Below are 13276 nucleotides of genomic sequence, written 5' to 3'. Positions count from 1 at the left end.
TTTAGCGGTCTTTTTGTTTTTTTGAGTTAGGAAACTGCAGTCCGGGAGAGATGTGGGGGCTGATTGAGGGGCATTTGCGGTGCGATAATGACGTGACCACCAAAGGTGTCTTGATGACAAAAAATCCGCAGTTTTAAACCTTCTGATAAACCCTTTACAATCTGCAATTGCCACGGTCTGTATCAGCTGATCAATCCAGGCGGTTCACGTCTCTGGTATCTCAAATATCGTGTCAATAGAAAATAATCTTAGCTTGGGTGCCTATCCTGACGCTTCTCTGGCCGATGCCCGTTAGCAGCGTGAAGGTATTCGCAAGTTGCTGGTGCAGAATATCAATCCCGCGCAACAGCGAATTGCTGAAAGAGTTGCTCGCTCACAGGATAAATCCTTTCAGTCCGTGGCATTGAGCTGGCATAAAAGCAACCGCATATGGTCAGAGAACCACGCCTCCCGTCTGCTTGCCAGCATGAACAATCATATATTCCCTGTGATTGGATACCTGCCGGTCGCAGCACGTACCCGGCAGCAAATCTGGACGGTATCATCGCCCCTCCCGTTAAACGCCACTACCCTGCCCTTCCCCTGGAACAACTACCAGAACTGTTAACCCGTATTAAGGACTACAAGCAAGGACGAGAATTAACCCGCCTGGCCGTATCACTCACCCTGTACCTTTTTATCCGTTCCAGCGAACTGCGTTTCGCACGTTGGTCTGAGATCGATTTCAAAAATAGAATCTGGACCATTCCTGCCACCCGCGAGTCCATCCCCGGTGTCCGCTATTCCGGGCGTGGTGCAAAAATGCGTACTCCACATATCGTTCCACTCTCCTGTCAGTCTATAGCTATTCTGAAACAGATACGGGAAATATCCGGGCATCAGGTGTTGGTATTCCCCGGCGATCACAATCCGTATAAACCGATGTGTGAAAACACGGTCAACAAGGCGCTACGCCTGATGGGTTATGACACAAAAGATGAAATCTGCGGCCACGGGTTTCGGGCAATGGCCTGTAGTGCCCTCATGGAGTCAGGCCTGTGGGCACAGGATGCGGTTGAACGGCAGATGAGTCACCAGGAGCGTAACAGCGTTCGAGCGGCTTACATCCATAAAGCAGAATATTTCGATGCCCGTAAAGCGATGATGCAATGGTGGTCGGATTATCTGGATATGTGCCGGAAAGCGTATGCTCCACCTTATATTTGTGGGAAGGAAATCAGTTGCGCAATGGGATAACCCTTCTGACAAAATAAACTACAGAAATAGCCGTATCAGTCTGTACTGGTACGGCATTTTTCTGGCTTTAATTCGGAGAAATTGTTAAGCCGTTTATGAGCATCTTCAACCGAATTAACCTGCGTGAATCGAAAGTGTGAGGTCCTCTTCTTATACAAAACTATTCACGGAAACGGATTAGGTCTGTTTGTAGTGGCACACTGAATTTGGCCACCTGAATAGAGGTGATATCATCACCTCACAGTCAAAACAGGTGACATTATGACCGGACGTAACAGACGCAATTTTAGCCCCGAGTTTCGCCTCGAAGCTGCCCAGCTTGTACTCGATCAGCACTACACCGTTGCCGCCGCTGCAACGGCAATGAATGTCGGCAAATCCACATATGGCAAGGCTCGCTCAAACTAGATTTATGTTATCCGCAACAAGTGATGGTTTTGACAGGAGGTGATTTTTATATTTAGCTTATTTATGAGCCAGCTACTGATAAAGGTGATCCTAGTCAGAGATCCATTTTTAGAAAAACCTGCATAGGAAGCTAAGCAGGCTTTTTGCTTTTCAGACTTCTTCACCATAAGCCATATGATTCAGATTCAAAGAATTTACTTGCTCAGCCAAAATACCTCCGGCGGGTTGTGCATCAGGAAGTTTTGGTGGGAAATATTCCAGGCATATGCCCCTGCCAGGCTGAACACCAGCCAGTCACCTGCAGCCAGGGCGGCAATCGGTTGCTGGCGCGCCAGCACATCTTTTGGCGTACATAGCTGACCCACTACGGTCACGTGTTGATCCGTAATCCACGCCGCATGCTGTTCACGGCGCAGCACACTAAACGGATGGTTATGGTTCTGTGCCGCAGGTGTGCGAAAGTGATGTGTGCCGCCGCGCCCGATAGCAAACCATTCACCGAGGTTTTTCTTCACATCAAGCACTTCCATCACGTAATAACCGCAATCTGCGGCGATGTAACGTCCGCATTCAAAACGTAGCGTCCAGCCCAGGGCCTGACTGATCTGCATGACATCCGGCAGACGCTGGCAAAAGTTCGCCCAGTCAAAATGCTGTTCAGGATCAAGATAGTTGATACCCATCCCACCGCCCACGTTAATCAGATCCACGTCTAATTGCCATTCATCACACCAGTTGCGCACTTTCTCCAGATAGAGGCGAATCAGCGCCAGATGGTTATCGACATCCAACTGGTGCGACATCAGATGGAAGTGGAAGCCGCGCAGTTTAATCAAGGGGGATGCAACTATCTCGCGCAGCGCAGCAGGCAACTCCTGCTCGTCGAGGCCAAATGGCGTCGGTTTTCCTCCCATCATCAGGCGTGTGCCGCCGATACCGTCCAGCACGATATTCATCCGCAGCAGCACCGAAACGGTTTGATTCTCGCGCAGCGCAATCGCCTGCAGTCGATGCAACTCAGTCAGGCTTTCAACGTGCAATACCTCTACGCCCAACTGCACTGCCTGTTGCAATTCGCTCTCCAGCTTGCCTGGTCCGCCGAAAATCAGCGGTTTGTCCGGCACCTGCTCACGCAGCCAGTTGAGCTCTCCCCCTGATGCTGCTTCATAACCATCAACATACTCATGCAGCGTGTGTAGCACGGGGGCTTCCGGATTCGCTTTAGCAGCATAAAATAACTCGCAGCCCGCAGGGAGTGCACTGCGCATCGCACTGATGTGCTGAGACAATGCATCAAGATCGTAAACGTAGGCACAGAAGGGTTCTGCACGCTGTTGCTGCAATTGCTGCAACGTCTTTAACACTAACGGCGTCACTGGGCGCTCCTCATCGGGTGTTGCATCATGGTGTAATCTGCATGCTTATCGGCTTTCTGCAACAGGCGGGTTTTCAGGTTGTTTTTCGACGGAATCGCACCGCCCGACAGAATGTCGGCGATCTCCGGCTGCAGTTGCCAGCGTGCCAGTTGCCCGGCCAACAGATCCCACAGCACCTGCTCCAACTGACGATCACCGTCAGCCAGACGGAATAAGACTTCGGAAAGATGGTTGATCAACAGGCAATACGCCACACGCCGCCAGCCCTGTTCACGGCTGTACCAGACCGACTGGCGTGCCCGTTCTGACATCATCGCCAGATCGCTGGCCGCCCAGTGTTCGCTTGTCAGCTTAGTGCCTTCCAGATCCCGTACCCAGACAGCTGTTGGCAGATGGTTTTCCATCGCCAGCAACACATTTTGCAGATGTGGCTCGAACACCAGACCTTCGCTAAAGAAAGCCTCCAGCACCCCTGGCAGCAAAAGTGCCAGATAGCGTTCCAGCCATAGCAGACTGGCCTGCTGTAGGGAAATCGTCTGCGCTGCGCTGAGTTGCTGAATGACGACCTGCAATGGGCTATTTCCGTGGCGGTCGAGGGCAAACAGCGCGGCAGCAAGCCACGGTTGTTCATCACCCAGGTTCTCACGGTATAAAATGCCGAAGCACTCCTGCAGATGGCGCACCTCATCCGTTTCACCCGCTTGCGCCAGCACGGAGAAGTCCAGACTGCTTGCCCCCGGTTCGCGCATGATGTGAAAGCCCGGCGTTTGTGCTTCCAGGCGGGCAAAATGACTCTCCAGTAGTTCATTCAGCGCCACCGCGCTTTCCAATTCGTACCAGGCGTTTTTGCGCACGCAGTTAGTCAGGCGGACATGAATTGAACATTTCAGGTAGTACGGCAGATCGGCGCGATACAGCGTACGCACCGACGAAGTGGCAGCGAATGTCGGGCCGACCAGACCGAGCGGTGTGATCAACCCCGCATTGCACGCCCGGGCGTACAATGCCGACTCGGTTATATGGGACACTTCCCATGGATGGCACGGATAGCAGTGGTCGCCATTAAGCTGTTCGAGCATCGCTGTGATCGGCGCGCTGCCGCGCACCTGCAACAGCGAAGGATGGATACGAAACCAGAACAAAGGGAAACGTGCGGAGACTTCGGGTGAACAGGCCAGCAACGCCTGGGGCGTCAGGCCCTGACGGCTTTTCGGGCTGGGATGCATTGGATGCCCCCACAGCAGACTCTCCTCGCTGCGGATATACCCGTGTTGCCCGGTATTTTCCGGCAAATGTTGCAAAAACAAGCTGGCTACCTGAACGCTGTTCTCAATCTGGTCCATCAGTTCCAGATCCGGCAACTGACCGGTCTGATGCACCATATCGTTGACCAGAAACGCCATCGCCTCGCTGCAACGTATGGCACGCCATGAGCGGCCAAATTGTTTGATAAAAGGCGTGCCGGTAAAATCACCACGCCCGAGCAGGCTCCAGCGTGTAGCGCGGATGGCCAACAGTGTGCCATCCGACCCTGCCAGCTCAAGCAAAACGACCTCGCCGGACACCATGCGACTTGCCAGCGATAGCGGAATATTCCCCTGCCGCACCAGGCTGATACGTCCAGCAGGTCGGGCGAATTCACGAATATAGCAATTCAGCAGCGCTGTCAGACCAGCAAATTCCGCCTGCTCACGCTCTGGCGCGACTTTTGGCGTCAGTCGCGGGTGTTCACGAACTGCGAGTGATACGGACATAACCTGAACCTCGTAAGGATGAAAGAATAAAAATAGCGACGCCGCACAGTGCCGCTGTCGCTGACGCCAGATACGGCGTCAGCAGCGAGAAATGCACGACAAGCCAGCCCGAACTGATACCCGCAGCCACGCCAGCCCATTTACCAGCGGCATCGATTTGCCCAAACTGCCTACCCGCGTTGTGCTGGCGAATACTGTCACTCAACATCTGATTGGCACCGCTATAGGCCAGTAATATGCCGATGCCAAAAAGGGTGCGTGCCGCCAGCAGGGTTAGCGGACCTGCGATCTGTGTATGCCACACCGCGGCCAGCGCGATCAGCACCAACCCAGGCAGGAGGAACATGCTGCGGCCATTCAGCCGGTGCCACAGCGGCAACAACAGCAGATAGATCAGATGTGGCCAGCTGTAGAACACACCGATTAACACCTCCTGATGCAGCCAGTGCGCGGCATAGGGCAAAAAATAAGGAAAAGTGACTACCATGGCGAAATTGAACAAGAACTGCATGGTCCACAGCAGCAGCGGATTTTTGCCGCTGACCGCTTCTTTGGCGTGAGGGTTGGGTGAAATGGCCACGTCAGCGGGCAAGCGTAGACTGAGCAGCAATCCGCACAGCGGCAAAAAGGCTAATCCCAACCATAGACGCTGTCCGATATGAGGCAGCAGCATCAGAATGCCTCCCATCAGCGGCGGTGCACTCAACAACGCCAGACGCGCCGAGAACTGTGTCCAGTTGAGTGCTTTCGCCAGCGCATCACCGCGCATGTGCAGAGACAGATAACCGTTAGCCGCCGCCAGCGTGCCGCCAGCCAGACCCTGTAACGCAAGCGCCACAATCAGCCAGGGTAGCGAGGGGGCAATGCCAGCCAGAATAAACGCCAGCGTCAGCCCAACCAGTGCGCGCTGCAGCGACAGACGCCGACCGTAGCGATCGGCAAACCGCCCCCAATATGCCGATGAAAGTGCCGTCATCACCGCCGGTAAGCTGAACAGCACACCGGCCCACAGACTCTGCTCACCGATGCCAAACGCTGACAACAAACGCGGTAAATAGAGCGGCACGCCAAGTACGGTGAACGCCGCAAGAAAATGGCAAGCCAGCACCGCCATTAGCGTGCTGCGCATCAGCGATCGCCTCGCTGCAGGAAATTCGGTCCGCTCTGGCCGTAGAATTTGTTGATATCCGCCGCACCGGATGCCTGCTTACTCAGCAGGCTGCCACTCAGCATCAGGTATTTCACCGGCTGGGTTGCTGATGCAAACAACTGCTCTCTGGCAAAGGCGGTATCAACACCTTCACTGTCCAGCCGTGCCAGGCTGTTTTCCAGCGCACTTCGCAGCGTGTCATAAGCGGCTTCACGGTCGAGTAGCTTCGCCGCAGCAAGGCTCTCCAACACCGCCGCCAGGCACAGTTGTAGAGTTATAGTGATAAACATCTGCGCCAGCGATAGATCCTCCTGCACGCAAATACGCTCATCGCGCAGTTGCTGAACACGTTCCGCCAGCTGTGGACAGGCGGCTTTGAAGCGCTGCGGGAAAATGCGCGCGGCATCATTATCTTTCATCACCAGCGTCAGCGGCTCCCCTGGCGTCAGACTCAGGACCGCGTTTTGCTGGTTGGATTCCAGTGCAATACCGTAGCGCAGCCACAACGTCAGGTGCACATCCGCCATCAGCTGGCAGTACTCGCGCCACCAGCTGGCAGCATCCGGCATGCCTGGCTGTTCCAGCAGCGAAACGAGATATAGCCGTTCGTCCGGCAATGTGCTGCCGAGCGCCGCCACCGGTAACAACGTTTCGCCACTGCGCGGTGCGGCGTAGCGGCGTAGCAGGAACGCCAGTTGCTTATTTTCCGCCACATGGCCGCAGAAACGCTCATCCACGTGACGGTATTTGCCGCGCAACAGGCTGTCCTGTTCACCAATCGCCGACAGCACCTCGGCAAACCACTGCCCGTCGTACAGGGTGGACGCTTTAATCAGGCGGATGTTTTTCTGTCCGAGGGTGCGCATGCTGAGCGGCACTTTAAGGTGTTCGGTGGGATAATCCGCCAATTGAACGGTGCGTACCGACAGTGTCGGATAGACTTCAAGCCAGGCTTGCGGCGCAATGATCGCGCCGGCAGGCAGATCGCTCAGATGACGCAGTGTCAGCGGATGGAGAGGAATAAGCTCATAATCCTGCTGCAGTCGGGCATCCAACCCGACCTGCTGCGGCAGTGGCCACCAGGTGGGTTTTGCCTCCGGCACGGTGAGCGACAGCTGTCCGCGCGGCAGCGCCAGCCAACGCAGGTGGAACGACGGGCAAAACTCCGGCGCGTACTGACGCAGATCGTCCTCGCTGAAGCCAAACTTCGCGCGCGCCGTGGGGTAGTATGGATGATCGAGGAAACTCGCCAACTGATCGGCATGGCGCAGACGTTCGCCCCAGTGCATCGATGTCGGTGCACGCAGCAAGGCCTCACGTTGCGTGGCAAACGCCGTGGCACACAGTTCCCCCTGTATCACGGCGGCATCAGCTTCTTCTTTATAAGTAGCGAAAAGCTGACGGGTTTCATCCTGCTGATCGGGCATCAGCACAGCCAGCCAGTCGGTATAACCGGACTGTTGCTGCCAGCCTGTTAGGGTATGCACTTCCCAGTGCGGATAAATCGCCTGCCAGCGCTGCATATAATCGCTGGCACGTACCGCTAATCGCAGCTTGTGCTGCGCCGCCTGATAAACCAGCCACTGCTGATCATCCTGTTCGGTAATGCGGCCTGTACTTACCAGACCGCCAACGTCTTCGCGCAGGCTGGCATTGATGATGCGCAGCGTGATGTAATCGTGCTGGTTCATTACGCAACCTCCCATTTCAGTGCCGCTAAAGTGCAGGCAGTGAGTTGCTCCAGTTGCGCAGTATCGCTGGCTTCAAGATAAAGGACGCCGAGGTAATCTTTATTGGAATGAGTCAGTTCAATGCGTTCGCCCTGCGCTTTTAACGGGCGATAACGTAACCCCGGTGCGGCGGCGGGCTGTGGTGCAAGCTGTAACGTGCCGCTCTGTTGCGCCACCAGATAGTGGATCAGCGCTTCCCCCCGCGCTGGTTTCACTGGCGGCAGCGGCTCACCGAGATGCAGGCACAGAATCGGCGTGAACCAGCCTTCCGGCAGCAGGCGTTCAAGCAGAAATTCGCGTCCATCACCAATGCTGCGATAGTTGATCTCCACCAGCACGGGCCCCTTATCGGTAACGATAAACTCGCTGTGACAGACGCCAAAACCGACACCAAACTGGCGCAGTTGATCTAATGCCTGCTGTTTCCAGCGCACGCTGTGCTCACCGCCCCAGCGCGCGGCCATTTCAACAAAATGTGGTGGTGGGGAGAGTTCGACATCGAAGCCACCGACCGCCACCAGCTCGTTACCGTCACCCAGCGTTTCCAACGTGAACAGCGGGCCTTGCATAAATGCTTCGACCAGCAGCGTCTGACGCGACGACAGCGACGCGAGATAGTGCTGGCAGCTGGCGAGATCGTCCAGCAAACGCACATCCATTGAAGCCACCCCCTGACCCGGCTTGATCACCACAGGCCAGGGCCAGTTGGCGTGCGGCGCTTCGTTGGGCAGCAGTTGGCTTGACCACACCGACGGCAGTCCATGCGCCTGTAACCGTTGGCGCATACGCCACTTTTCTTTCGCGGCATAGCAAATTTGCCAGTTTTTAGCTGGCAGCCCGAGCGCCGTGGCGGCAATGGCCGTGGCGGTTTGCAGGTGATCGCTATTGGAGAACAATGCGGCAGGTGTAATGCCCCACTCGGTCAGCGCATCGAGGATTGAAAGCGGGTTAAACACCTCACACTCAATCACGCAGACGTTGTCATCCAGCACCTGATTGTGTGCCATAGCGTGGTCGGTGAGCAGCACCACCGGATAACCGAGACGCTGCGCCGCAGGGATAAAGCCTTCGATCACCGCCGCGTTAACGACGTGACTAATGATTACATAGGGCTTGTGGTTGAGCATGTGCATACCTGTTTTGGTTTCAGAAACTAAGGATTAGGGGAAACAAAATCGGTGAGGTGTTGTTTCAGGGTGCGAAACAGGAAGCCGCGGTCTTCGCCGCATAGCCAGCAATCAATACCCTGACTACGCCAAAACTGTTGCTGTTGCGGTGTGCGGGGATTAGCACAGAAACGCTTCCCTGCGGCGATACAGCGGCTGGCAAGTAAGCGGATATGCATTTCAACATCAGGATGCGACGGTTGCGGGCCGAGCTGCATACTCATTGCCAGGTCCAGTGCTCCTTCCATCACCAGTGTCACTTGCGGAATACGCAGGATTTCATCGATGGCGTCAATGCCGGGCACCGTCTCAATCATGGGTACCAGCCACAACTTCTCATTCGCATGGCCGATGTAATCGCCGAGCGGCATCGTGCCAAAACCAGTGACACTGCCACCGGTGATGCCGCGCGTACCCAACGGCGGGAAGAACATCGCATCACAAAGCGCACTCACTTGTTGTGCATTTTCGGTACGTGCCAGCACAATGCCATGCGCACCCATATCGAGAATGCGGCCGGCGCGCGGAATGTCATCCACAGTGATACGCACCAGAGGAATACACCCCTTGAGTTGCCCCAGCTGAATGCAGTGGCTTAACAGTGTTTCGTTGTGTGGTAAGTGTTCCAGGTCAAGCAGAACGAAGTCATAACCCGCGGTAGCAATCATGTCCACAATAGTCGGATGCGGAACGGAGTTGAGGATGCCATACAGCGCTGATTGCGACTGCAGGCGTTCATCAGGTGAAGTCAGAGAAATCATGCGAAACCCATTTAATAATGCTTATCGTTTGCATTATCATTACCATTCTGTCGATCTTTTTCAAATGATTTGACAAGAATAGTTAACTATATTCACTGTGTGACGGTGACTTATCTACCTTAACTTGTGTGGCTGGATTACCTGAACCCTAAGGTATCTCCACGATATTTAGACGTAATTCCCCTTTAACGACGATAACGTGCATCAACATCACGTTAGAAAAACTTCAACAGCGGATTTTTCAAAAAGAGAAAAGATTAATGAGAGGCAAGTGGCTTTTACTGTTTTCTATCCTGTTTTGGCCCGTGTCCGGCATGGCAAAGCCGGTCACCGTCACCGATCTTGCCGGGCGAAATGTGACGCTCAATGCCCCGGCAACACGCATCATACTGGCCGATAGTCGCATGCTACTGACGATGAGTTTGTTGCATCCTGGCGATGCGCTGAAAGGGATTGTGGCCTGGGACGACTCGTTAAAAACCCGTGCGCCCGATATGGCCCGCTACTTTGCTCGTCAATACCCACGGTTAAGCGATATTCCTGTATTTATCAATCCGTATCGCAGTACGTTCAGCGTTGAGCAGGCGATGACGTTAAAACCGGATTTGGTGGTGTTTGATATCGGTATCCTGGCGAAATTGCGCGGCGAAGGTACGCTGGCACTACTGGAAAAGAGTGGCATCCCGGTGATCTTTATCGACTTCCGCCACAAGCCACTGACCAACACACCGGTCAGTCTGCGCCTGCTGGGGACAGTGACCGGCGAAACCCAGAATGCCGAACGTTTTATTCAGCGCTGGAATCAATTGCTGGCGCGTACCCAGGAACGCATTGCGGCAATCCCACAAGATCAGTGGCCTGGCGTGGTGTTTGAGAATCATGCAGGGATGAGCGGCATGAATTGCTGCGCGGTATTTGGTCGTGATAGTTTCGGCGAGTTCATTCCAGCCGCCGGTGGGCGCAACCTGATTGCCGATAAGGTGCCGCCACAAGGCGCGGACATTAGCCCGGAGTTGCTGATCGTTGCACGACCGGATATTTATCTGATGAGTGGAGCGGACTGGAGCCAGCGCGGTAGGACGTCGCTGGCCGTTCCCCTCGGTTATGACGCGACGCGAGCAACTACCCTGCCACGTTTGCAGGCACTCATGCAGCGTCCCATGTTGAGTGTATTGCCTGTGGCAAACGGGCATCGCGTCATGGCCATCTACCATCAATTCTACGACAGTCCATTCAACGTCGTGGCGCTGGAGGCAATGGCTAAACTGTTCCATCCGCAGTCATTTGCCGATGTGGATCCGCAAGCCGATCTTGAAGCACTCTATCGTGATTTTGTCGGCATGCCCTATCGCGGCTTGTTTTTCATCCAGCTATAAAAACTAAGCCCGCTCAGTGCGAGCGGGCTTATCAGGTTTAGAATTTCACGCTAACACCCGCGGTCACTGAACGGCCTGGCGCTGGTTGGCGTCCCCACGGACTGGTATCAACGCCACGGAACCAGTAGTCACGATTGAACAGGTTGTTCACCCCAATATAACCATTCATTACCGTGCTGCCAGATTTATACAAATCGCGGCTCACTTGCGTGTTCCACACCCAGTAAGACGGCATCTCGCCAACCGAACCGGTGCTGTTTTCGCTTACCGAGTTTGCTGCATCAGCAAAGGATTTACTAAAGTAGTAACTCGCCAGTGATAGTGTCGTACCGCGCCATTCATAGCTGCCATCCAGCGTCAGTTGGGTGCGGGAAGCATAGGGCACCTCTTTGCCACGGTTGACACCGTTACGCTGCTCCGCTTGCAAATAGGCATAACCGGCGTGCAGTTTCAGCCCGTCGACCGCTGCCGGGCTCCAGAAACCTTCCAGCTCCACGCCCTGATGACGAGTGCGGCCAATGTTCAGGTAGCTGTCAGAGGTGCTGTCATAGGAAATCTGATCTTTATAATCGATACGATACAGGCCCGCATGCAGACTGAGGTTGTCCATGGGCGTGTAGCGCACGCCACTTTCATAGTTCCATGCCAGTTCTGAGCTGACATCCCCGCCCTTCACAATCTGTGTCACTTGCGCGGGACGCAAACTCTTTTGCATATCAGCATACAGGAACCACTCTGGTGCCAACTGATAGCCAACGGTCAACCCCGGCAGCCACTGTGTATCCGGCGAAGAAGTACGCTGGCCGCTCTTTTTATCCACATATTTTTCACTGACGTTCTCGTAGCGCATGCCCGGCGTAATGGTCAGGGTATCGCCAAACAATTTCACGGCGTTACTGATATACCCCGCCCAGGCTTTATCATCAAAATTCCAGTCGCGCGTCACCGTCGTGACCCCGGTCGCCAGCGCCTGCTGACGCACCTGATAGTCCACTTTTTCGCTGACGAAACGACCACCGATGATCCATTGTTGGTTCACCTTGTCACCATCGACATCCAGGCTAATACGGGGCTCGGTACCCCATACTTTGAAATTACGTGGGGAGTTTTGCACGATATCGGCAGGCAGCGCCGGGTTGAAGTTCTGCCCCGGAATTTTACTCATCCCAACATGGAAATCACGGTCTGATTCATGACCGAAGAACATCCAGTTAAATTCCGCCGAATCGATGAAACCGAGCGATCCCAACTGCTGGTTGTATACCGCGCTGTATCGCTTCGTGTGGCCGTCATAATCATCATACGGACGAGTACTTTGACGGCGATCGCTCAGATAATCCTCAGTGGAAAGCGCACCGGCCAGATCGGCATGCGCGTCATAGTACTGATAAGAAAGATTTAACGTGGTGTCTTCATTGATATTCCACAGGCCGCGCACGCGGAAGTTCTGTACTTTACTGTCACTGTGCTCGCGGAACGAACTGCCTTTCACCTGGTTGGCCTCCACCTGCAGCCCGAAATCATCATTCAGCATGCCGCCAGTCCGTAGATAGGTATCCCACAGATTTCGCCCTTTACCGTAGAAGGTAGCGCGCTCACCGATTTCATTTTCCCATTTCACAGGGATAGGCTTACTGATCAGGTTGATCACGCCGCCGACGTTATTCGGGCCATACTGCACCGCTGCACCGCCGCGCACTACGTCAATGCGGTCGATGGTAGAGAACGTCACCGGGAATAACGACATCCCTTCCTGACCGTAGGGTGCTAGCGCCAGCGGAATACCGTCCTCAAGGATCTGTGCGCGACCGCTACGGCTATCATAAAGGCCGCGAACCGCGATCTGCGGCAACACGCCAGTGCCCGTTTCGTCCTGAATTTTCACGCCAGGAACGCGTTGTAACGCGTCATCCAGCGTGCGATTCGCGCCTTTCTGCAATTGGTCGTTGTTAATCACGGTCCGGCTACCAGCCCAGGTTTTCACCTCTTCGGCGCGCGAGTCCCCAAGCACGTTACCGGATACCACGATAGTTTGATCTGCTGCGTAAGCGAATTTTCCTGCCAGAATCACGGCGAGCGCCGAGGCTATCTTGTTATATTTCATCTTCAACCCTGAATGGTAATGTATGTAATTGGTAATGGTTTTGATTAACATTACCATTATCAAACAGAGGTTGACATATCCTTACGTTCAGTAAACTCATGTCAAGAATTTTTTTTGAACATTATTCTTCGATTAGCCAATATGATTTTTACAGAATGAGGATGGAAACCGAGGTTTTCCGCAGCCTGTAATGCCTTTGAGGGGAAATGTTCGAT

8 protein-coding genes and 2 pseudogenes are annotated in these 13276 nt (G+C 54.4%); 3 read left to right on the top strand and 7 right to left on the bottom strand.

The window, feature by feature from the left end; genetic code table 11:
• Positions 1 to 123: 123 nt before the first annotated feature.
• Positions 124 to 1236: pseudogene (locus J1785_RS10780) on the top strand (tyrosine-type recombinase/integrase).
• A 261-nt stretch (positions 1237 to 1497) separates the two neighbouring features.
• A pseudogene (locus tag J1785_RS10775) lies at positions 1498 to 1629 on the top strand (transposase); the annotation flags it as partial.
• A 209-nt stretch (positions 1630 to 1838) separates the two neighbouring features.
• Here J1785_RS10775 and J1785_RS10770 read toward each other — a convergent pair.
• The 6 genes from J1785_RS10770 to J1785_RS10745 are packed head-to-tail and all read right to left on the bottom strand — an operon-like array spanning position 1839 to position 9581.
• Complete coding sequence (locus tag J1785_RS10770) at positions 1839 to 3020, bottom strand: type III PLP-dependent enzyme (RefSeq protein ID WP_217219397.1); 1182 nt, start codon at positions 3018 to 3020, stop codon at positions 1839 to 1841.
• Positions 3017 to 4774, bottom strand: coding sequence for an IucA/IucC family protein (locus tag J1785_RS10765; protein WP_217219396.1), 1758 nt, complete (start codon positions 4772 to 4774; stop codon positions 3017 to 3019). Before J1785_RS10765 ends, J1785_RS10770 begins: the two co-directional genes overlap by 4 nt.
• The gene (locus J1785_RS10760) at positions 4749 to 5903 is read right to left on the bottom strand and encodes an MFS transporter (protein ID WP_217219395.1); all 1155 of its coding nucleotides are present in this window, start codon (positions 5901 to 5903) and stop codon (positions 4749 to 4751) included. The genes J1785_RS10765 and J1785_RS10760 overlap by 26 nt, the downstream gene beginning before the upstream one ends.
• Positions 5903 to 7615 (bottom strand): IucA/IucC family protein, encoded by a 1713-nt coding sequence (locus J1785_RS10755; RefSeq protein ID WP_217219394.1) that lies wholly within the window; start codon positions 7613 to 7615, stop codon positions 5903 to 5905. Before J1785_RS10755 ends, J1785_RS10760 begins: the two co-directional genes overlap by 1 nt.
• The gene (locus J1785_RS10750) at positions 7615 to 8781 is read right to left on the bottom strand and encodes an ATP-grasp domain-containing protein (RefSeq protein WP_217157432.1); all 1167 of its coding nucleotides are present in this window, start codon (positions 8779 to 8781) and stop codon (positions 7615 to 7617) included. The genes J1785_RS10755 and J1785_RS10750 overlap by 1 nt, the downstream gene beginning before the upstream one ends.
• A 26-nt stretch (positions 8782 to 8807) precedes the next feature.
• The gene (locus tag J1785_RS10745) at positions 8808 to 9581 is read right to left on the bottom strand and encodes an HpcH/HpaI aldolase family protein (RefSeq protein WP_129951017.1); all 774 of its coding nucleotides are present in this window, start codon (positions 9579 to 9581) and stop codon (positions 8808 to 8810) included.
• A 260-nt stretch (positions 9582 to 9841) separates the two neighbouring features.
• Between J1785_RS10745 and J1785_RS10740 the strand changes: the two genes are divergently transcribed.
• Positions 9842 to 10957: an ABC transporter substrate-binding protein gene (locus tag J1785_RS10740; RefSeq protein ID WP_217219393.1), complete on the top strand. Its 1116-nt coding sequence runs from the start codon at positions 9842 to 9844 to the stop codon at positions 10955 to 10957.
• 37 nt (positions 10958 to 10994) lie between these two features.
• Here J1785_RS10740 and J1785_RS10735 read toward each other — a convergent pair whose 3' ends face one another.
• Positions 10995 to 13061 carry a TonB-dependent receptor family protein gene (locus tag J1785_RS10735; protein ID WP_217219392.1) on the bottom strand — a complete coding sequence of 689 codons (2067 nt, stop codon included), beginning with the start codon at positions 13059 to 13061 and terminating at the stop codon, positions 10995 to 10997.
• Between the last annotated feature and the right edge of the window lie 215 nt (positions 13062 to 13276).

Source organism: Rahnella perminowiae (assembly GCF_019049755.1).
In the GTDB taxonomy this organism is placed as follows: Bacteria; Pseudomonadota; Gammaproteobacteria; order Enterobacterales; family Enterobacteriaceae; genus Rahnella; species Rahnella perminowiae.
Note: the sequence above shows the minus strand (reverse complement) of the source record. Positions and strands in the feature narration are given on the sequence as shown.

Coding starts and splice junctions, on each gene's coding strand:
- J1785_RS10755 (WP_217219394.1), bottom strand. CDS start 7,615: ATGAACCAGCACGATTACATCACGCTGCGCATCATCAATGCCAGCCTG.
- J1785_RS10740 (WP_217219393.1), top strand. CDS start 9,842: ATGAGAGGCAAGTGGCTTTTACTGTTTTCTATCCTGTTTTGGCCCGTG.
- J1785_RS10765 (WP_217219396.1), bottom strand. CDS start 4,774: ATGTCCGTATCACTCGCAGTTCGTGAACACCCGCGACTGACGCCAAAA.
- J1785_RS10745 (WP_129951017.1), bottom strand. CDS start 9,581: ATGATTTCTCTGACTTCACCTGATGAACGCCTGCAGTCGCAATCAGCG.
- J1785_RS10735 (WP_217219392.1), bottom strand. CDS start 13,061: ATGAAATATAACAAGATAGCCTCGGCGCTCGCCGTGATTCTGGCAGGA.
- J1785_RS10750 (WP_217157432.1), bottom strand. CDS start 8,781: ATGCTCAACCACAAGCCCTATGTAATCATTAGTCACGTCGTTAACGCG.
- J1785_RS10760 (WP_217219395.1), bottom strand. CDS start 5,903: ATGCGCAGCACGCTAATGGCGGTGCTGGCTTGCCATTTTCTTGCGGCG.